The sequence below is a fragment of the Ruegeria sp. CDSA141 genome (assembly GCF_059612005.1).
On the sequence record NZ_JBXWPT010000031.1, the window covers coordinates 1 to 18,442 of the forward strand.

Below are 18,442 nucleotides of genomic sequence, written 5' to 3' on the forward strand. Positions count from 1 at the left end.
GACGGCGCAAAGGGCCCCGCAGGCCCCACCGTTGCCTCTGTCGCAGGCGCATTCCGTGCGTTGGCGGATGGAAATGCGGATGAAGCGATTGAGAAATTTGTAAGTGTCATGTCTGAGCACGAACGCCTAGGCGGCAGCCGGGCGCAACGCGACATTGTCGAGTTTACGTTGGCTCATGCGCTTGCAATTTCTGGGCAATCGAATGAAGCACGACGCATTCTCAACATGCATCGACCGCATACCTCTCACGACCACGCAGTTGCCACGCTAGAAGGATAGGGTGCCTGAATTTTTGACGCCCGCAATGAGCCCAAATTACACGTTTTCAACACCACTTAGAACGGAAGCTGTCGCACGACGCTACCAAGCCCCAAAAGTGTTAGATGGCGGAAAAGACCAATCTGACTGCTGACATCAGCTTTCTCAAAAGCCCGTCTTAGGTGTGTGCGAGCGGTGTTTGTGGTCTTGTCGGTGGGCTACAGTGGAGGGATTGGACGGCGCGTCACTCACGCGGCCGACAAGTTGATCAGTCGCCAAGAAGAGTGCTTCGATCAATGGAGTTCATATAAGACGGGTCTATGCCTTGGGTCGGCTTTGATGTCGCCAGTATCGAGAAACAGCCCATTGTGGTAACCTCCTACCTCTAATTAGGGGGTTATTGTGATGGAATACTATGATCTCGGTAGCTACAGCCGAAAGATCACAACCTCGTCGGACGAAGCCCAGCTTTGGTTTGATCTTGGTTTGGCTTGGACTTACGCCTACAACCACGAAGAAGCGATTGTATGCTTTCAGAATGCTGTAGCTGCGGATCCAAATTGCGCAATGGCGCACTGGGGCATCGCGTATTGTATTGGGCCGAACTACAACAAGCCCTGGGAAACATTCGAAGAAGACGAAAAGCCTGACTGTATCGCCTTGGCGAAAGCGTCAATCGAGGCTGCTGCGTCGTTAAAGGAGCGGCTGACTCATGTTGAACGCGCGCTAATCGATGCCATTCCAGCGCGTTATCCATCTTCATCGGATATTGAGGATTTCAGCCCGTGGAATGATGCCTTCGCTGATGCGATGCGAAAGGTTCACACCGAATTCGATCAGGACCTGGACGTGTCTGCGATTCTGGCCGAGTCGCTCATGAACCGGACACCTTGGCAGCTTTGGGATTTGCCGACCGGAAAGCCCGCCGAAGGGGCCGATACGCTCGAGGCAATATCCGTGCTCGAAAATGCGTTCGATACACTTTCCGGAGCATGGGAGCACGCAGGACTATTGCACATGTACATTCACCTGATGGAAATGTCGCCCCACCCCGAACGGGCACTGCGTCACGGCGATGTGCTCAGCACGCTGGTGCCCGAGGCCGGGCATTTGTTGCACATGCCGACCCATATCGACGTGTTGTGCGGAGACTACATGAACGTGGTACTGCGCAATCACAAAGCCATATTGGCAGATCGCAAGTTTCTGAAGCGCGAAGGCCCTGACAATTTCTATTCCGTCTATCGGTGCCACAACTATCACTTTAAAATATACGGTGCGATGTTCTTGGGGCAACCATCGGCAGCAATCGAAGCCGCCGATGAGCTGATCGACACCTTGCCGTCAGACACTCTTCGGCCTATGGCGGACTGGTTTGAAGGCTTCATTCCAATGAAGCAACATGTGCTGATCAGGTTTGGTCTCTGGCAGGATATTCTCGATCAGGATCTGCCAGAGGATGAAGAGCTTTACAGCGTGACCATTGCCATGATGCGGTATGCAAGGACCGTTGCCTTAGCCAACCTACACAGGGTCGCCGAAGCCGAGAGTGAAAAAGCTAAGTTCTATGATGCTCTGGCCAGAGTTCCTGAGACCCGAATGCTGTTCAACAACACATGCCGGGACATTCTGAAGGTCGCTGAGCAAATGATGCTGGGTGAGTTGGCCTATCACGCAGGAGAGCACGAAACGGCCTTTGACCACCTGCGAAAGTCAGTCGAGATCGACGACAACTTGCCATACGACGAGCCCTGGGGCTGGATGCAACCCACCCGTCATGCGCTGGGTGCTCTTCTTCTTGAGCAGGGCCAGATGGAGGAAGCCGAAGCTGTTTACCGTGCAGACCTTGGCCTGGATGCAACGCTTAGCCGGGCCTGTCAGCATCCGGGCAACGTCTGGAGCCTGCATGGCTTGCACGAATGTCTCACCCAGCGCGGTAAAACGGTCGAAGCCGCCCACATTAAGCCACAACTGGACAAGGCCACTGCTCGCGCCGAGGTGCCGATCAAGGCATCGTGTTATTGCAGACAGAAGGCTTTGGCCGCCCAGTAATCACTGATCAACAGCAATGGCCGGGGTATTTGCGAGGCCCGCTTCTGCCGTTGACCGGGACTTATTTAACTTCGTTGATGGCAACAGTCTGGACGACGACAAGACTGCCAAGCATCGCTTCGGTGCCGATTTGCGGTAAATCAGCCGCATGGTAGCATAGCGCAGGATTTGCAGTCGGGGGGCAATATGGTCTTAACATTCGCACAAATGGAAGCTCAGGAAATATCCAAAGCAAATCCGATTTCAGCAACTGACGCGCTGGCAGTACTGATCGAAGACCCCAACGCACTTGTAGTGGACGTGAGGGATAGCGCTGAAATGGCGGCTACAGGTATCAGCCCTAGAGCAATTCCGGCTCCTGGTCGCGCCGTCGCTTGGATGGCAGACCTTGAAAGTGAATATAGATCTCAAGAGTTACAGGATCGTGGAAGGCGAATTTTCACCACTTGTGGCGGAGCTCCGAGCTACCGAGGCGCGGCAGCGGCAAATGTATTGACAGCGATGGGTTTTCAAAACGTGCAGTTCATCGATGGAGGGATGGCGGCTCTGATCGCAGCTGGCTCCTCCACAAAGCAGCCTTAAAAAACGGCGAAACCAACGGTCTCGAGCAAACAGAGCAGGGGAGTAAATAGATACTTCTCAACTTCCAGAGTTGTGTCTCGATACGACTTGCGACTGAGACTTAAGCCAGTTGACGAACACCTTAGCCTCGGGACGCTGAAATTCTGCTTGAGTCTGGATGTAGTAGACGCCGAAGAGTGGCTCAGAGAACAACTCAATCATTCGACCAGATGACAGATCGTCCTCAAAAAAAGCTCTGGCAGAATACGTGATCCCGTCACCCCGGCGAACCGCAGTCATGATCAGGTTCCCCGGCATGTGATTTATCGTCAATGGCTCGAGAGGTGCGACCCCATGATAGGTGAACCAGTCGGCCGCCTCGTTTGTGCCTAGTTCCTGCAACCAGGGCAGCTTCGTTAAAGAGGCCGGGTCACGCAGATCTTGGCCTTCCACCAGTGAAGGTGCTCCGATCACGACCATGTCGGAGACAAGCACAGTATCCTCTTCATTTCTCGGCATGCGTCTGTCGTGATACCGAATGGCGACATCGATACCACCTGGTCTTATCTGAACCAGCTCCGAGGTTGGGTTCAGCATCAAAGTGATCTCTGGATGTTGACGTTGAAACTCTGCCATTCTCGGCAATAGCCACTCTACCGCGAATGCGGGTGACATGGTCACTTGAACGGGGCGGTGCCCTGCATGTTCCGCCAGTCGTTCGACACCCCTTCCGATAATTTCAAAACCGATACCCAGTTCACGTGCCAGAATGATGCCTGGCTCTGTCAATTCAATGCTGCGCCCACGTCTGGCAACGAGAGCTACACCCAAATGCCTTTCCAACGATTTTACCTGCTGGCTGACGGCCGCTTGGGTCACGTTCAAGCGTTCAGCCGCCACGGTGTAACTCCCTGCTTCCGCAACTGCTGAGAAGGCGCGCAAAGCGTTCATCGGGGGAAGGTGCAACCAATCCATACTGTAGATTTTCTAATGTTTTGTTAGACTATTTGAGTCGCATGATATCGGTTTTCTTGACAATATTCATATCGAAATCTGTTTATAAGCTCCAAGAAAAATAGGCATAGGCATCATCACGGATGTCAGTCTAGCCGCATGCCGGGAGATCTTGATACGATGGAAAAAATTCAAGGTGGATGCTACTGTGGTGCGGTTCGATACCAGATCGCGACACCACCTGTCTGGTCGGGACATTGCCATTGTCGTTCATGCCAAATGGCCCTTGGCGGTGCCTTTGTAACTTGGGCTAAGGTAGCCGCCGAAGACTTCGCCGTTATCAAAGGCGAAATCCAACACATTGAGAAAACTCCGGGTATTCGCCGCGGATTTTGTCGGGACTGTGGAACGACGTTGACCTATGCCGCCCTAAATGAAGTTGAGGGCCAAGACTGGAGCGCTGACGCGTGGTTTTCTGCCGTGACGTTGGACGACCCATCGATTGCGCAGCCCAAGGCCCACGTCTTCGTATCACATCAGCAGCCATGGATAAAACTCGACGACGGGCTGCCGACGTTTCTTGAGTTCTAACCAACTTTCCGAGCGCACGGAGGAGAAAGCGATGAACACTGCATACTCATATGCCTGCAAGGATTGCGAGGGCATGGAAGCCTGCCCAGGTAAAGTACTTGCTGCGACCAAGGACGAAGTCTGGAAGCTCATGGAACTGCACGCGGTGGTCGCCCATGGAGAGGACCCCAGCTCGTGGGACGCCGACACTCGAGAATATTTGGAAACACTGATAAAGCCCGCGTGATCAAATAAATTAGGCCTCAAATTCCTAGGTATAATCGGCCAAAATTTTCGGCTTGGTTTGTTTAACCGCGAAGGGCAGCTTGAGGCCGGTTGCATCTAATTCAGGTCTACGAACAAAACTGACCTTGTCCACAGCATGGAACAATTCTTGAGTATTCGTGGAAATTTGCCGAGACACGTTCAAACACTGGCTGCGCGACCTCAGTGTTCGTTTTTGCGGAGTGATGCAAGCGCCGTCTTAAGTATCTCTAAGCTTGCGGCGCGTTCTTCTGGTGTCATCGAGCTCGGGTCCAACACCATTTGAAAATTCGGGTTTTCATATACTACTTTTTCTGCGCGCGGTCTCGATTTCTTTTGACCCAAGACGCGGTATGTCATGACAGGTTGAGCCACGCCTTTGACTTGGATAGCTCCAACTTCTTCGGTCTCTATTTCGTGGTTCACGTGCGCCCAGGTTTCGTACGAGATGTAAATCTCTCCTTCCTCGGCCTGATGCTCCAACCTTGATGCCACGTTCACAGCGCCGCCGATAATGGTGTAATCCATTCGGTCGTCACTTCCAAAATTCCCAACCGTACAAAAGCCTGTATTGATACCTATACGGCATTGTAAATGTTGCCTTATTCCATGACGGCTCCATTTTGCCCGTAACTCTGTCAACTTGTCTCGCATTGCAATTGCCATTCTCACGCATGTCAAAGCATCTTCCCGCACCCCTTTAGTCTCCGGATCTCCAAAGAAGACAAGGATTGCGTCGCCGATAAACTTATCTATCGTCGCACCGTGGTTCAGAGCGACTTCCGCCATTTCGGTCAGGTAGCTGTTCAGGAGTTCTGTTAAATCTTCCGACTCCATCTGATCCGTAAGCTCTGTGAAGCCGGCGACGTCCGAGAAAAACACTGTCAGCTTTTTTCGCTTACTCGCGAGTTTAACTTCTTGGCGACCGGAAAAGATCGAGTTGTAGACTTGAGGCGATAAGTACTTGGCAAGCTTTCCTGACAATGCCTCAAGCTCTTGGTTTTTTTGGGTAACCTCTTCGGCGGCGATGCGCTGTTTTTCGGCTAGTGCATTCAGTTCCCGCTCGTTACGATCACTCAATCGCATCATGCGCCGCGTGGTTCTGAGCAGCTTTCTGTATTCTCCGACAAGGTTTTCAATTGATTTGCGTGTTTCATCATTCGGAAATTGTCCACTGTTTAAAGCTGCTTCCGCGACTTCCAAAGCCTCATTCTCGCGAACAAAGAGATCGTCGATAGTCATCGATCCAACAACTTTTCCAGTGTGAACTTGGCATGTTTCAGGTCTTCCCCAAACTCCTCCCCAAGTTCTTCCATGGTCTCGTCTTCGGGGTCGTGAAACCAATAGACGTCAACGCTTTTCCCCGCCTCAGCAGCGGAATCCAAAAGCTCCATGATCATCATGATGGCCTTGGCGCTGGACGAATTGAAATAGATGAGCTCAAAGTCAAAACGACATTTGGATACTGAACCATCCGACAACCAATTTTTCAAAGCATCAAACAACGGGTTGTAAAATGTCGTAACATCCTCAGGGTAGGATTCCCCAATCAGTTTGAGGTGGCCAACGTCAAAATCGAACGCCACGGCCGGGGTGCGGTTTGTTGCCGGGATATCAATTTTCTGCATTCGTACCCTCTTAAACCGTCGCTTTGAGTGCGAAGAATGCGTGCTGATCGTCAATCCGCATAAAATCAAACTCGATTGGCTTTGACGCTCGGCGCGCAATTTCAATTAACCCGATACCTGCACTATTGCTGACGGCGTCAGTTTCTGACCGGAGTTGGCCTTTGTACGCAGCCCTAAGTTCCTCACGATTCATAGCGCGTAGTTCGGAAAGTCGTTTTCGCATGTTGTCTACGTCACTCAAAAGGATCAGATTGCCCGCATGAACGACATAGCCGTCGGCCTCGTTGCCGATAGTCACGATGCCGTAACTTATGTCCAGCACCTCGGTCGCACCGTCGGCTGGTAGCCGTTCAACTGAATATCTGATGATGTTCTGCATTTGCTCTACAAAAACAGCGAAAACGCTTCGGAGAGTTTTTGTGTCAGCATCTTCAGACACTAATTTCTGCTTTAACGCATCGCCAACACCACTGAGGATACCTTCGGTTACATAACCACTGTATGCAAAGACAACGCCTTGTCGGCGCAGGTTGGCGCGTAGTTCGTAGACTTCGCTTGCAAGCATCTGTTCCCCTTGGTCATGCTTGGGTGGCACCAAGTTCAATTCAGGTCTTAATATCATAAGATACACATTTATGCATTTTTAGTGTATCAATTGTGCAGTGTTGCTAGTGGGGAGGTTAATATGATTAGGCTATTGTGTGTGGTCGCCGTAGTAATATCGTCCAACCCGGCTACAGCGGCCGACATTCCAACTGAGGTCAAGGCAAAGCTCCAATCCGCCATGATTTCGCATGTCGATGGGGTGATGGTCGACGGTTCATACACCTATCTGGACACGACAACCAACGCGTTTGAAACCGTTTACCCTGCAAATGTTCATCCCATGGTTCTTCTTGCGGGAAATGACTATTTCGTCTGCTCTGAAATGATAACCGAAGATGGCGACACCGTGACGGCAGACTTTCTAGTGCGTGAGGTTTCCGGGGACTACAAAGTTGTACAGATGATCGTCAACAATCGTGGCGCTCTTCAGGCCGCGATGAAGAACATCGGGAACTAGATGCCGGACACTATAGAGGCATTTAGTGCGTAAACTCTGGACATTCTTGAAGCGCCGAATATTTCTGAAGCATATTCTGGCGACCCTCCTGCTCGGAGGTGTGTTAAATGCCATTGTGCTTCTTTTTTACTATGAATTTAAAAAGAAAGCTCAAACGGATCAGGTTGCCGCAGAGGTTGCAACGATTGCCAATCGTATAGCACGCCCGTTGGCTGAATTGGTTGAAGTAGGGAATTTTGCGCAAGCAACGAGTCTGCTCGCCGTCTATTCGGGTTTTCCCTACGTTATTTGCGCTGAACAGAGGTTAGAGCGAAGCTCGGAAACACTGGTTTCCTGGCCTGCTATTGGATGCGACAAGATAAAAAAATCTGGTCTAGACATCGTCGTTTCTGTTCCGACGGCCGCAGGGCCAGCCACGATGTTGGTCCGAATTGATCAGGAGATCTTGAACAAAGAGTTAAAGACAGAAGTAAGTGTTGTGGTCCTTCTTGGAATCCTCGGGGGATTTGCGCTCATCTTAGCAGGCGCTGCTGCATTTTTATGGCTCATCAACAGACCTCTAGGCCAAATGTTGAAAGCCATCGAAAGGTTCGAGCAATACGATGACCCTCAAATTGTCCCATACGAGTCGGAAGATGAGATTGGCAAGGTTGTTCAAAGCTATAACTCAATGCTGGATCGCGAGGTTGAACGTGTCAATGAAATCCGAGAGGCGCACCATCAGATCGTCGCAAGCGTAAACTATGCCACGCGAATTCAGCAGGGTTTGTTGCCTACGGCAAGCCAGTGCGAGGAAGCATTTGCTGATTTCGCTGTCATATGGGAACCACGCGATTTGGTTGGTGGGGATATCTACTGGATCAAAACGGACGGCCCAATTACGACGCTCGCCGTAATTGATTGCACTGGACATGGCGTTCCCGGAGGCTTCATGACGATGTTGGCAATCGCGACCCTCGAGCGGCTCTACTTCGAAAATGAAACGCTTAGCCCGTCGCTGGCACTGACCAAGTTGAGCGATTTGACGCGTGCACTTCTAAACCAGGATACTGCAAACGCGACTTCCAACGACGGCATGGACGCCGCGATTTGCCAGATTGATTCAGCAAAAGGGGTAGCGACGTTTGCAGGTGCTCATATGTCTCTTTTGGTCAAATCCAAGACCGGCATTGACCGTATCCGAGGTGATAAGCTGAGCATTGGGTATGTGGACACTCCAATTGGCCCAAAATTCTTGGAGCGCGAAGTTCAAATAGATCAAATCACAGATTTTTTTGTTTCAACTGATGGGTTGATTGACCAATTAGGTGGAGAAAAACGTTTAGCTTTTGGTTTTCAGAGAATTGTATCTGTATTTGAACAGGAAGAGTGGTCGTGTTCGGAAGATCTATTGTCGGCTATTCACAGCGCTTTTCAAGATTATAGTACGAATGAAGAACGTTTGGATGACTTAACCATGATCGCTTTTCGCACTGCCCGAAATACAGATTAAGGTGTGTTTGTGAGGTGCAACGCCCTCTGCTTATCCGTAAACGTTGATGTCTACTCCTGTACTATCTAAGGCTTTGTTAGGCGTTATTAAAACTGAGGTGACGTCGATTTTCCTCGCTGAACAGACGCTATAGTGGACTGACCGTTCTACAGGGCGCTTCGGTGACATAGGTGCGGCCGCGGGATCGTCGAGATCGTCATACTGAACCTGAATGGCCGCTTTTTGAGTTTCCCATGAATGACTTTGCGACTGCAAAGAACGGCAGTTCCCGTCCCGTGTGTTGCTGTGGCATGTCTGCTTTGGGCTGCGAGCAGTAATTGAAACCCATAGCAGGCATCGCCTAGAAGCGGTTATTCACTAGCGGGTCTTGCGAATCCAGAGAAACGGAACAGAACCGCAAAGATTTTGCACCACATTTTGCCAAGATTTATCGAATCCGTCACAAGATTGAGAACTTATTTGGACGGCTGAAAGAGCGGTTCCGGGTCGCGACCCGTTATGACAGGTGCTTTATCATCTTCATGTCTGCCATCGCCCTCGCGGAAAAGTTTTTTGTTTCGGTAATAAGTCGAAATTTTAGGAAATCGTCGTCGAACAGATAAAGCTCGATCCAAAAGTTCTGGCCCATTAGGCCAAGCGCGTAAAACAACCGCTAGCGCTGCGCGGTCTTACTCTGGCGACGAACCTACGGTTAGAATCTTCCCATTACTCCAAACCAGAGCCTCGTAACAAACCTCGGCTCCTGCGCCTCCGCACCAACCACCGTCTCGTCCAATAAGCAGTATACGGTCAGGCCCCCAGTCAATAAGACGCCAACCCGTTGCCTGCCATGACATGGTCTCATCGTCGACGATAAGATTGAGCATGCAACCCCCTGTTCCGCAGTACATAGAGGCAGCAGAAGAGCAGGAATACCGGCTTTCATCTACGAGTTCAGCCTTAACCGCACCAAACTGTGAGCGCAGCTCGATCTCGGTCACAGCGTCACCCCGATCAAACTCTCCATTCTCGAAGTTTTTGCAATCAGCAGCCGCGCTTTTGATGATCCGTTGTGCTTCCTGGGAGGCGGCCAAAACTGTTGTGGGGCAAAACACCACGGCGACCATTGTTGCCAGAAGCGCAGCAAACACAAATTTCACCCTTTTCATGTCGTCCTCTTAGTTTGAATTCAGTGATATGCCGCCAAATTAGCTTCGTAAGAAGCGGTTTCGCCGAAGTTTTCCATCACCCATTCCGGATCGTAGTAGGTGTCGAGATAACGGTTTCCGTCGTCACACAGAATAGTGACAATGGAGCCAGATCGTCCGGCAGCCTCCATCTCTTGCGCAATTTGCAAAGCCCCCCAAAGGTTTGTGCCTGTTGATGGGCCCGCCCGCCGCCTGATCCGACCTTCAAGCCAGAGCATAGTCGCAATGCTTGCCGCATCCGGCACTTGGATCATACGGTCGACTACATCTGCCAAAAATGACTTCTCTACCCGGGGACGTCCGATACCTTCAATACGACTTGAACAGGGGCGGGTCAGGGTCCTGTCTCCAGTTCGAAAGCTATCAAAAAACACTGAGTTTTCGGGGTCCACAACAATCAATTCACTGTTAAAGCCTTTGTAGCGAATGTACCGCCCCAACGTTGCTGAAGTTCCGCCAGTGCCCGCGCTCATCACAATCACCGATGGAATTGGATGTGGCTCTCGTTCCATCTGACGAAAAAGGCTTTCTGCAATGTTGTTGTTGCCTCTCCAATCCGTCGCCCGCTCGGCGTACCTAAACTGATCCATGAAGTAGCCACCGACTTCAGCTGCCAGTTCAACCGAGGCCTTGCGCATGTCCGGCGCCGCATCGACGAAGTGGATTTCCCCACATTGGAACCGGATTAGGTCGATTTTGCTCTTGGCGGTAGATTTTGGGAGAACCGCGGTAAAAGGCACTCCGATCATACGGGCGAAGTAAGCTTCTGAAACGGCAGTGCTGCCAGACGAGGCTTCGATTACACGTGTCCCTTCCCTTATTTTCCCGTTTACAAGCGCATAGAGGAAAAGCGAACGTGCCAGCCTGTGCTTGAGGCTGCCAGTGGGATGTGTACTTTCATCCTTGAGATAGATGTCTACGCCCTTCAGCCCCCGGACGGGAAGCTTGAAAAGGTGCGTATCGGCAGAGCGGTGAGCATCTGCATTGATCTTGGCAATCGAATCCGAAATCCAACGGTCCATACCTATACTCAAACGCCCTGTTCAAGGCCCGTCAAGCTTGGGAAAATCGTTTTTTTAATTCATGGGGATGCAAGCATGCGTCGCCAATAGGACCGACTGTCCATCTAACGGGCAGGAATACCTATCGTGCCAGAATGTGCTTCAATGAACAGCCAATGATTAAGAGGGAAAAATGTTAGGGTACTATAGGCGACAGCTTGAACCCCAAGGAGAACCAGGCCGAATACATGAATGAGTGCACGCATTCGATCTTCGTAAGCAAGCAACAGAATTGACACGATCTGGCCGATGCAAATTGCTGCAACAAATATCCCAATATCAATCAACAAAAAGTTGCGCTCAAATATCGCTGTGTATGCTGTGAATACTATTACAATCAAAATAGCAGTAATTGCGAGGCTAACTCCTTTAGCACTAAATACGTCCCTTCTTGTAAGTCGGGGTGGAAGCGGCATTAGGCAGGCCCAAAACAATCCTGGCCAAAAAGCCAGCTTTAAGTGTTCCCAAATTGACTCGTTGACAGCTGCCACAAGCGCCACTGGCGTCCAACTTCCTAGCAAAACAAATGCAAAGTGCAACCCGGACCCGAGTAGGATCATTAGGATCGCCCCTATCGCTTCGAGCCAAACTATTCGGGACGAGGTTTCCAGCATGTTTGGATCTCCCAATCCAGATTGTCGTATACTTTGTTTAGATTCTCAAAAGTGAAATGCCCACAGACATAGAAGGTCTAGAAATAGCTTTCACCGCCCATGGTGAGCGGCAATGTCCATGTCCTTGTAAGAGTTTGTAAAGTTGACCCTTCCTGACTTTTAACCGCAGTTGCCGTCATTGCCATGTGCTATAATAGACCGTAGGCTGGATTAAAAACCGGGGTAGAGCATGCACGCTAAAAGGTGGGTTATTTTGTCGGCTGGATTTATTGCTCTGGCCACAGTGTCGTGTACAGATCTGTATCCTGACGCCGACGTCATGCCCACTCGCGCTGATGGGGCGGCCTTTTTCTCAGAAAACTGTACTTCTTGTCATGGTGTGGATGGTAGAGGCGGTGGCCCGGCAAGCAGCGGTCTTTCCGTTGCGCCAACAGATTTGACAACATTGAGCGTGGAGAACGGAGGCACTTTCCCTCAAGCACGGGCACTAAGCTACATCTATGGCGACCCAGAAAACGGCCATCTTGCTCGGGTTATGCCGGAGTTTGGCGGGGAAATGGCGGAAGACCTGGTTCCGGTTGAAATCGAGGGTGTCTTGACGCCCACTCCGCGCGAGTTAGCAGGGTTATTGTTTTTCTTAGAAAGCATCCAACAGTAGATTAGTGTTCTTGGCGCTAGGTCAGCAATTGACCGTTTGCCGGTGTTCTGGACTTGCACCTTTTTTGACCCGGTGACTATTGCAGGCCTAGCATTGTGAAGCGCCGTTGTCAGCTAGGCGTAAGCAGACACTCAAGATCTTTTGGCCGAATTGGCAAGTCGAGCCCAGTTCTGGCTAAATGCGAGTTGACATATGATTTATGTCAAAGAGACGAACGTGATTACATGCTAAATTTCGAATGTTAATTGGTGATGCTGTTCTGAGCTCGCTGCTGCCTGTCCCCATCAATCGGTTTTGGGCCACAGGATAGCGAATGTTATATGGTAAAGGACCGATGTTGACCGGGGGAAGATGTCGGTCCATTTCTGTTGTAGTAAACTCTCGTATAACAAAGGACCTCCGGCTTATGCGGCACTTCATGATCGTTGCGAGCATAGTCATTTCTTTGACTGCAACGGTATCTGCGGCCGACGATTTTTCGGACCTTGGCAAAGACCTCTTTGTTGAGCATTGCGCCAGATGTCACGGAATCGATGCATCCGGAAAAGGACCTGACGCAGCTGCTTTGAAAACAGAGCCTGCTGATTTAACAAAGATTTCCGACCGAAGGGGGGGCGTGTGGCCCATGTTGGAGGTCATGTCGATCTTGGACGGTTACTTGAAAGTACAAGAACCTCGCGATGACATGCCGGTAATCACCGAATTGAATGACGGCCCTGCTGTCGAATTCGATACGGGCAACGGTTTGGTTACGCGTATTCCTTCCAGACTTATCGAAATTGCTGAGTATTTGGAGAGTATTCAGTCTCCGAAGCCAGAACGTTATGTTCCGTGAAGATCTGCTCCGCAGCTGAGTACGCTAAAGAGTGCTGCGTTGGGCGGGTGCCGTAGTTGCCAGGAAGCTGCGAATATGCGGATAACGTGTGGAAGATGCCGTCTAGCCCAGCGTGCTTCGATATCAGGTCTGGCGCTTCACAGCGGTCTAATCCAAGACTTCTTGTAGTACCTCACCACTCGCACCATTAGGACGTGCCGTGCTCAATAAGGCAGAAAGTGTGGATGCGAGAGCAGTCGTGCAAACCCGGCGTGCGACCCGTTGTGGTTTTAAGTTCGGTCCAGCAAAGATAATCGGCACATGTGTGTCACCGCGCCACGGTGACCCGTGGGTGGATGTAACGGACAGACCATCAAAGTCTGCGATGAACCAACCGGGTTTGAAGACTACGTATATGTTCCCGGATCGGCTGGGATGATAGTTGTTGCGGACCAGGCGCATGATGCCGGTATCGGGCAGGGTGTTTGCTTCGATAGCCGTACCGGGGACGGCGAATGCCACATCGGGAAAGGATAGAAGCTCTTCCGCAATAGCTGACTCCAGCGTGGGTAAATCGATATCACTGCGAGCCAATACTTCGGGGGCGATATTGAGATAGGGGTGATTATAACCCTCAAGCAATTTCCCGGTGATCCCAAACCGCTCCTTAAGCTTGGCTATCTGTTCCGTCGGGTCCCAGGTGTCTGGAGCAACAAGGCCAGTTCGGATGCCAACACTCTCCAAATAGCCCGGCGCATCAGTGGTGCCATGGTCCGCCGATAGAACGATCAAAACGCTTTCCAACCCAATCCGTTCGTCGATAAACGCGAATAGATTCATGAGAGTCTGATCGAGGCGGTATATCGTGTCCTCGGCTTCAAGACTGGAGGGGCCAAACACATGGTTGACATAGTCCACGGACGAGAAGCTAATCGCCAGATAATCCGTTACCGCGTCTTGCCCGATATCCTCGGCATCAATCAATCGTTTGGCAAATTGCGCCGTCAGATCGTCGCCAGCGGGACTAAGCGTTAAAAAGGTCGTAAAGTAAGGGTTTTCTAGCGGGTCAAACCCATTTTGCGTCGAAGAATAGCGATGAGGAAAGGTTATGCCGAACCCGGCGACATCCGTCTCCCATGGTTGGTTGTCGCGGTCGCCAAAGAGATAGGCTTCCTTTGGGTGCATCAATTCCCAAGAGGTCCCTTCAAAGGAGGCGCTCGGCGATGCGTCATTCCAGGCGGAAACCCAATCCGGGTATTTGTCGTAATAATAGGAGCTTGTGACAAAACGATTTGCGGCTTTTGAGAACCAGAAGGCTTTGCCGCTTTGTCCCGCCATTGTAATAGCCCCACGGTCTTTGATTGAAACTCCAAAGACCTTGGCCGCACCAGCAGTGGAAGCGCTTAGTTCGTCCGAAAGCGTCGTAACAAGCATAGCGCGTGGTGACCGCCCATCTGTGCCAGCTGCCGCCTGTGTTGGGTCAATTTCAATATCGTTATTGACGCCAGCACCATCTCCAAGAAGCGGAGCGGTGCTGTCTTCAACGTTGTAGACAACACGGTCCAAGGCTCTGTCGAACCAGATGTTTCCGATCATCCCGTGCACTGCCGGTGTTGCCCCGGTCGCCAATGTAGCGTGTCCGACAACCGTCTCTGTATTGGCATGGCAGTGATGGGCGTCCAGATAGTGTACACCGTTTTCTAGTAAATACTTAAGGCCACCCTCCCCAAGATTCTCAAAGTAGCGTGCCGGTAGATCGCCCCGAAACGCGTCAACGGTCAGTTGCAAAACGAGGCGAGGAGGTTCTTGCGCATACGCAGGAGCGACTGCAACCAACCACAAAGACAAACAAGTTCTTAATGATTTGGTCATAGTGTTTCCTTTCGCTGCATCGTGCATCAGGTTAGCCGCGACCGCAATTGCGGGCTAGGTCGTGTTGACAAAAGGAATTCACGCCGAGGCTTAAGTGTTATTCAAGCTGGTATCTGCAATGGAGACCAGCTTGCCACGAGACCTGATGTCGGACAAGGAATGGACGTTCTTTGAGCGTGTTATCATGGCTGTCCGCGCCCTGAACGGGCGCAAAACCCACGAACTACCGCCGTGTTCTCGATGGAATTTTCTGGATCGCCCGGACTGGTACCCCTTGGCGAAACCTTCCCGAAGAGTTCGGCAAATGGTCGAGCGATTAACCTCGCAATTGAGTTGCGTTGTTCGATTTTGGGGTGAATTGCTCCAATCAAAATGCACTTTTGATTGAGTTTCGGTGCGTTCAAGTTGATCGAGCCACTGTACGGCAATCGACAATTGAGCGCGTATAGTGAACCGTGCAAACTAATGCGCAAATTCTGTGCAATATTATGGGCGAAGACACCCAGATTTTCTGAATAAAATTAATGATAGGGATGCAGCGTTATGCGCGTCCCTACAGATATTGTGGAAGTTCGATATCGGGTTCATCTGCCTTGGAATCGTTATGATCTCAGGTGGTAAAATGTGGTTTGAAGATCGAATGGTCTGGGTCTGGTGCGACTTCCAAAAAGGTTGTGGGTCCTTGAGTGATCTTGAAACTGAGCGCTGAAGAATTGCCCTCTTGGAACAGTTCGCAGCTGCTTGTACCCGTTTGGGTCAGACCGAACCCATTTGCCGGCGTAGATACTGCGCGAACTCTGCCACTCGGCGAGGTTGGGGTCGGCCGGGTGGAAACATCATTTGTAGCGGCTTGGGTGGTGGGAGGAAGTCGCCTAACAGTGCCACAAGCTTTCCGGCTCTGACATCATCGCCAACATCCAGTTCCGACTTCAACACAATGCCATGGCCTGCCAGAGCCCAACTGCGGATAAGCGAGCCATCATTTACAATTCGGTTTCCCTTGACTGGAACAAGCTGACGCTCTCGGCCTGCACCAAACTCCCAAACATTGTCGAGCGAACCACCGAAACGCATAACCAGGCAGTTATGATTTGCGAGGTCTTCGGGCAGTTCTGGTGCTCCATATGTCGCCAGATAGCTGGGTGCTGCGCAGACGAAACGCGGGTAGCTTCCAAGGTTGCGTATTCGGAGTGAGCTGTCGGTGATGTCCCCAAACCGAACAGCCAAGTCAAAACCCTGACCCACGAGATCGACATAGCCATCGGATAGCGACAGTTCTATCGACACAGCCGGGTTCTCTTCGGTGAATTCAGCGATCACATCAGAGACAACACCACGACCAAAATCAATAGGCGCACTGACGCGGATCAGGCCAGAAAGGGTTTCGGCGCCGAGGCGAATGCGGGTGTCGAGGTCGGTGACTTCACTGAGAACGCTCTTGGCACCATCGATCAGGACCCGACCCTCTTCGGTCAAACTGATTGAGCGTGTCGTTCGGTTGAACAATACCACACCGTAGTGTGATTCCAGCGTAGCGAGCCGTTCGGAGACAGTTGTACTCGATAAACCTGTCTCTCGGGCCGCCGCGACAAGGCTGCCTTTCTCGGCGATGGTCAGGAAGAGGCGGAGGTTGTCGAGCAGCATTGGTCGGTATTTCCGGATTATATTTCCGATGAATGACTGTTTATCCCGTTTTGTCGGCGGCGTAAATCTACGACACCAACGAAACAGCAAAGGAACGACCTGATGGCCAAGCTGACCATTGTCGCCAACATCAAAGCCAACCCCGACAAGATCGACCTTGTCAAAGCAGAGCTCACCAAGCTCATCGACACCACCCGGTCTGAAAGAGGTTGCATCAACTACGACCTGCACCAAGACAACGATGACCCGGCTCATTTCGTGTTTTATGAAAACTGGGAAAGCCGAGAGCTTTGGCAAACTCATATGGGGGCCCCACATCTGGCTGCATACATGGCGGCGACAGACGGAGCGGTCGCCGAATTCACATTGAATGAGATGACCGTCATCGGTTGATTTTGAACCAGAACGAGGAGCACGCTATGAAAGCTGTTGGATTTCGTACGGCCGGGCCAATTGATCAGGCGGATGCATTGATCGAATTCGAAGCAGACAAACCCACCCCGTCAGGTCATGATTTGCTTGTCGAAGTGCAAGCCGTTTCGGTGAACCCGGTCGACACAAAAATTCGGCAACGGCGTGCTCCTGAAGGTCCGGCACCTGACATTCTAGGATGGGACGCCGTAGGGATCGTCGAAGCCGTTGGCGAAGAGGTCGAGACTTTCAAACCGGGAGACACCATTTGGTATGCCGGGGCGATCAATCGGCCTGGAACCAATGCCGAATACCATCTTGTGGATGAGCGCATCGTGGGGTCAGCGCCAAATTCCATACCTGCAAAAGCAGCTGCGGCGATGCCGCTAACGACGCTTACTGCCTTTGAGATGCTGTTCGACCGCTTGCGAGTTCAAGATGCCGTTTCCGGCGGGACCAATACGTTGCTGGTTATTGGTGGGGCAGGCGGTGTCGGGTCTATCACCATTCAATTGGCACGGGCTCTCACTGAATTGACAGTGATAGCGACGGCGTCCCGACCCGAGACACAAGACTGGGTTCAAGAGCTTGGCGCACACCATGTCATCAACCATGCGGAACCTTTTAGCACACAACTCGGGGCTCTCGATATCGAAAGCGTGGATTTCATCTATTCAACGAACCATTCCCAGCTTTATGCGACTCAAGCCGGAGAGGTGATGACACCTCAAGGTCGCTTTGGGTTGATCGATGATCCTGAGACCTTTGACATCGCGCCATTCAAACCCAAATCGATCTCATTGCATTGGGAGTTCATGTACACTCGGTCGCTTTTTGGGACTGGAGATATGAACCGTCAAAGCGAAATACTGAATCAGGTTGCCGGGTTGATAGACGATGGAAAGATCAGATCCACAGCAACCGATACACTTGGTAGGATCAATGCTACAAACTTAATGAAAGCGCATGCTATCCTCGAAAGTGGCAAGGCCAAAGGAAAGCTCGTGCTTGAGGGTTTTTAGATGAGAATTGAGCGGCTAGATCATGTGAATATCGTAACAACTAAGTTGTCTGAAATGGCTACTTGGTATGAAGAGGTCTTGGGTTTGAAACCTGGGGCCCGCCCTGATTTTCCGTTTCCCGGGGCTTGGTTGTATGCGGGTGATCACGCCGTGGTTCACCTTGTGGGTCACGAAGGAACACCTAACGTCGGCTCCGAAGTGAAGCTCAAGCTCGAACATTTTGCACTCTCAGCTACGGGGTTGAGCGCATTCGAAGAAAAACTGGCTTCACGTCAGATGCAGTATCGCAAAACCGAAGTCCCAGGGCCCCGCATGAT

Annotated in this window: 20 protein-coding genes and 2 pseudogenes; 13 read left to right on the top strand and 9 right to left on the bottom strand. The window is 51.3% G+C overall.

The features are described from left to right. From AC2FLP_RS21245 to AC2FLP_RS21255, 3 genes and pseudogenes are all read left to right on the top strand, one after another. A pseudogene (locus tag AC2FLP_RS21245) lies at positions 1-279 on the top strand (tetratricopeptide repeat protein); the annotation flags it as partial. A 384-nt stretch (positions 280-663) separates the two neighbouring features. Continuing rightward, complete coding sequence (locus AC2FLP_RS21250; protein ID WP_496686319.1) at positions 664-2,310, top strand: hypothetical protein; 1,647 nt, start codon at positions 664-666, stop codon at positions 2,308-2,310. A 186-nt stretch (positions 2,311-2,496) separates the two neighbouring features. Then, complete coding sequence (locus AC2FLP_RS21255; RefSeq protein ID WP_170594474.1) at positions 2,497-2,892, top strand: rhodanese-like domain-containing protein; 396 nt, start codon at positions 2,497-2,499, stop codon at positions 2,890-2,892. Positions 2,893-2,949: 57 nt separating this feature from the next. Here AC2FLP_RS21255 and AC2FLP_RS21260 read toward each other — a convergent pair whose 3' ends face one another. Continuing rightward, on the bottom strand, positions 2,950-3,846 hold the full coding sequence (locus tag AC2FLP_RS21260) for a LysR family transcriptional regulator (protein WP_496686279.1): 897 nt from the start codon (positions 3,844-3,846) through the stop codon (positions 2,950-2,952). 159 nt (positions 3,847-4,005) lie between these two features. Here AC2FLP_RS21260 and AC2FLP_RS21265 point away from each other — a divergent pair, with 159 nt between their 5' ends. Together AC2FLP_RS21265 and AC2FLP_RS21270 are read left to right on the top strand one after the other, a co-directional pair. Beyond that, entirely contained in the window at positions 4,006-4,416 is a 411-nt protein-coding gene (locus tag AC2FLP_RS21265; protein ID WP_496686282.1) for a GFA family protein, read from the top strand. Between the two features lie 31 nt (positions 4,417-4,447). Then, the gene (locus AC2FLP_RS21270) at positions 4,448-4,642 is read left to right on the top strand and encodes a DUF1059 domain-containing protein (protein ID WP_496686284.1); all 195 of its coding nucleotides are present in this window, start codon (positions 4,448-4,450) and stop codon (positions 4,640-4,642) included. Positions 4,643-4,842: 200 nt separating this feature from the next. On the opposite strand, the gene AC2FLP_RS21275 is transcribed toward AC2FLP_RS21270, so the two are convergent. Genes AC2FLP_RS21275 through AC2FLP_RS21285 form a run of 3 tightly spaced genes read right to left on the bottom strand, consistent with a single transcriptional unit; the run spans position 4,843 to position 6,852 of the window. Continuing rightward, a complete protein-coding gene (locus tag AC2FLP_RS21275) occupies positions 4,843-5,901 on the bottom strand; it encodes an adenylate/guanylate cyclase domain-containing protein (protein WP_496686286.1) in 1,059 nt (352 codons plus the stop codon). Continuing rightward, positions 5,898-6,287 (bottom strand): DUF1987 domain-containing protein, encoded by a 390-nt coding sequence (locus tag AC2FLP_RS21280; RefSeq protein WP_496686288.1) that lies wholly within the window; start codon positions 6,285-6,287, stop codon positions 5,898-5,900. The genes AC2FLP_RS21275 and AC2FLP_RS21280 overlap by 4 nt, the downstream gene beginning before the upstream one ends. Positions 6,288-6,297: 10 nt before the next feature. Next, positions 6,298-6,852: a SiaB family protein kinase gene (locus tag AC2FLP_RS21285; protein ID WP_496686291.1), complete on the bottom strand. Its 555-nt coding sequence runs from the start codon at positions 6,850-6,852 to the stop codon at positions 6,298-6,300. Between the two features lie 120 nt (positions 6,853-6,972). On the opposite strand from AC2FLP_RS21285, the gene AC2FLP_RS21290 reads away from it, so the two are divergent. Both AC2FLP_RS21290 and AC2FLP_RS21295 read left to right on the top strand, forming a co-directional pair. Continuing rightward, positions 6,973-7,350 carry a hypothetical protein gene (locus tag AC2FLP_RS21290; protein ID WP_496686294.1) on the top strand — a complete coding sequence of 126 codons (378 nt, stop codon included), beginning with the start codon at positions 6,973-6,975 and terminating at the stop codon, positions 7,348-7,350. A 25-nt stretch (positions 7,351-7,375) separates the two neighbouring features. Next, positions 7,376-8,842, top strand: coding sequence for a SpoIIE family protein phosphatase (locus AC2FLP_RS21295; protein ID WP_496686296.1), 1,467 nt, complete (start codon positions 7,376-7,378; stop codon positions 8,840-8,842). A 668-nt stretch (positions 8,843-9,510) separates the two neighbouring features. On the opposite strand, the gene AC2FLP_RS21300 is transcribed toward AC2FLP_RS21295, so the two are convergent. From AC2FLP_RS21300 to AC2FLP_RS21310, 3 genes are all read right to left on the bottom strand, one after another. Next, the gene (locus AC2FLP_RS21300) at positions 9,511-9,990 is read right to left on the bottom strand and encodes a hypothetical protein (protein WP_496686299.1); all 480 of its coding nucleotides are present in this window, start codon (positions 9,988-9,990) and stop codon (positions 9,511-9,513) included. Positions 9,991-10,010: 20 nt separating this feature from the next. Then, a complete protein-coding gene (locus AC2FLP_RS21305; protein ID WP_496686301.1) occupies positions 10,011-11,051 on the bottom strand; it encodes a PLP-dependent cysteine synthase family protein in 1,041 nt (346 codons plus the stop codon). Between the two features lie 104 nt (positions 11,052-11,155). Next, positions 11,156-11,704 carry a DUF6512 family protein gene (locus tag AC2FLP_RS21310; RefSeq protein WP_496686303.1) on the bottom strand — a complete coding sequence of 183 codons (549 nt, stop codon included), beginning with the start codon at positions 11,702-11,704 and terminating at the stop codon, positions 11,156-11,158. Between the two features lie 229 nt (positions 11,705-11,933). Here AC2FLP_RS21310 and AC2FLP_RS21315 point away from each other — a divergent pair, with 229 nt between their 5' ends. Together AC2FLP_RS21315 and AC2FLP_RS21320 are read left to right on the top strand one after the other, a co-directional pair. Beyond that, a complete protein-coding gene (locus AC2FLP_RS21315; RefSeq protein WP_496710075.1) occupies positions 11,934-12,362 on the top strand; it encodes a c-type cytochrome in 429 nt (142 codons plus the stop codon). 418 nt (positions 12,363-12,780) lie between these two features. Further along, the gene (locus AC2FLP_RS21320; protein WP_299902049.1) at positions 12,781-13,197 is read left to right on the top strand and encodes a c-type cytochrome; all 417 of its coding nucleotides are present in this window, start codon (positions 12,781-12,783) and stop codon (positions 13,195-13,197) included. Between the two features lie 147 nt (positions 13,198-13,344). Here the strand turns inward: AC2FLP_RS21320 and AC2FLP_RS21325 are convergent, their stop codons facing one another. Then, positions 13,345-15,048 carry an alkaline phosphatase family protein gene (locus tag AC2FLP_RS21325; protein ID WP_299902046.1) on the bottom strand — a complete coding sequence of 568 codons (1,704 nt, stop codon included), beginning with the start codon at positions 15,046-15,048 and terminating at the stop codon, positions 13,345-13,347. Positions 15,049-15,166: 118 nt separating this feature from the next. On the opposite strand from AC2FLP_RS21325, the pseudogene AC2FLP_RS21330 reads away from it, so the two are divergent. Next, positions 15,167-15,362, top strand: a pseudogene (locus tag AC2FLP_RS21330) (transposase); the annotation flags it as partial. Between the two features lie 442 nt (positions 15,363-15,804). Here AC2FLP_RS21330 and AC2FLP_RS21335 read toward each other — a convergent pair. Next, on the bottom strand, positions 15,805-16,692 hold the full coding sequence (locus AC2FLP_RS21335) for a LysR family transcriptional regulator (RefSeq protein ID WP_496686310.1): 888 nt from the start codon (positions 16,690-16,692) through the stop codon (positions 15,805-15,807). A gap of 102 nt (positions 16,693-16,794) precedes the next feature. Between AC2FLP_RS21335 and AC2FLP_RS21340 the strand changes: the two genes are divergently transcribed. The 3 genes from AC2FLP_RS21340 to AC2FLP_RS21350 form a co-directional block, all read left to right on the top strand. Next, the gene (locus AC2FLP_RS21340; protein WP_496686312.1) at positions 16,795-17,085 is read left to right on the top strand and encodes a putative quinol monooxygenase; all 291 of its coding nucleotides are present in this window, start codon (positions 16,795-16,797) and stop codon (positions 17,083-17,085) included. Positions 17,086-17,111: 26 nt separating this feature from the next. Next, on the top strand, positions 17,112-18,125 hold the full coding sequence (locus tag AC2FLP_RS21345) for a zinc-binding alcohol dehydrogenase family protein (protein WP_496686314.1): 1,014 nt from the start codon (positions 17,112-17,114) through the stop codon (positions 18,123-18,125). Further along, positions 18,126-18,442: VOC family protein (locus tag AC2FLP_RS21350; protein WP_496686316.1), on the top strand; the 317-nt coding region annotated here is incomplete at its 3' end.

What these genes read in the sequence shown, in the direction of transcription:
- AC2FLP_RS21300 (WP_496686299.1), bottom strand. Translation starts at nt 9,990, where the DNA reads ATGAAAAGGGTGAAATTTGTGTTTGCTGCGCTTCTGGCAACAATGGTC.
- AC2FLP_RS21325 (WP_299902046.1), bottom strand. Translation starts at nt 15,048, where the DNA reads ATGACCAAATCATTAAGAACTTGTTTGTCTTTGTGGTTGGTTGCAGTC.
- AC2FLP_RS21260 (WP_496686279.1), bottom strand. Translation starts at nt 3,846, where the DNA reads ATGGATTGGTTGCACCTTCCCCCGATGAACGCTTTGCGCGCCTTCTCA.
- AC2FLP_RS21315 (WP_496710075.1), top strand. Translation starts at nt 11,934, where the DNA reads ATGCACGCTAAAAGGTGGGTTATTTTGTCGGCTGGATTTATTGCTCTG.
- AC2FLP_RS21275 (WP_496686286.1), bottom strand. Translation starts at nt 5,901, where the DNA reads ATGACTATCGACGATCTCTTTGTTCGCGAGAATGAGGCTTTGGAAGTC.
- AC2FLP_RS21340 (WP_496686312.1), top strand. Translation starts at nt 16,795, where the DNA reads ATGGCCAAGCTGACCATTGTCGCCAACATCAAAGCCAACCCCGACAAG.
- AC2FLP_RS21280 (WP_496686288.1), bottom strand. Translation starts at nt 6,287, where the DNA reads ATGCAGAAAATTGATATCCCGGCAACAAACCGCACCCCGGCCGTGGCG.
- AC2FLP_RS21270 (WP_496686284.1), top strand. Translation starts at nt 4,448, where the DNA reads ATGAACACTGCATACTCATATGCCTGCAAGGATTGCGAGGGCATGGAA.
- AC2FLP_RS21335 (WP_496686310.1), bottom strand. Translation starts at nt 16,692, where the DNA reads ATGCTGCTCGACAACCTCCGCCTCTTCCTGACCATCGCCGAGAAAGGC.
- AC2FLP_RS21265 (WP_496686282.1), top strand. Translation starts at nt 4,006, where the DNA reads ATGGAAAAAATTCAAGGTGGATGCTACTGTGGTGCGGTTCGATACCAG.
- AC2FLP_RS21285 (WP_496686291.1), bottom strand. Translation starts at nt 6,852, where the DNA reads ATGCTTGCAAGCGAAGTCTACGAACTACGCGCCAACCTGCGCCGACAA.
- AC2FLP_RS21320 (WP_299902049.1), top strand. Translation starts at nt 12,781, where the DNA reads ATGATCGTTGCGAGCATAGTCATTTCTTTGACTGCAACGGTATCTGCG.
- AC2FLP_RS21250 (WP_496686319.1), top strand. Translation starts at nt 664, where the DNA reads ATGGAATACTATGATCTCGGTAGCTACAGCCGAAAGATCACAACCTCG.
- AC2FLP_RS21255 (WP_170594474.1), top strand. Translation starts at nt 2,497, where the DNA reads ATGGTCTTAACATTCGCACAAATGGAAGCTCAGGAAATATCCAAAGCA.
- AC2FLP_RS21290 (WP_496686294.1), top strand. Translation starts at nt 6,973, where the DNA reads ATGATTAGGCTATTGTGTGTGGTCGCCGTAGTAATATCGTCCAACCCG.
- AC2FLP_RS21345 (WP_496686314.1), top strand. Translation starts at nt 17,112, where the DNA reads ATGAAAGCTGTTGGATTTCGTACGGCCGGGCCAATTGATCAGGCGGAT.
- AC2FLP_RS21305 (WP_496686301.1), bottom strand. Translation starts at nt 11,051, where the DNA reads ATGGACCGTTGGATTTCGGATTCGATTGCCAAGATCAATGCAGATGCT.
- AC2FLP_RS21310 (WP_496686303.1), bottom strand. Translation starts at nt 11,704, where the DNA reads ATGCTGGAAACCTCGTCCCGAATAGTTTGGCTCGAAGCGATAGGGGCG.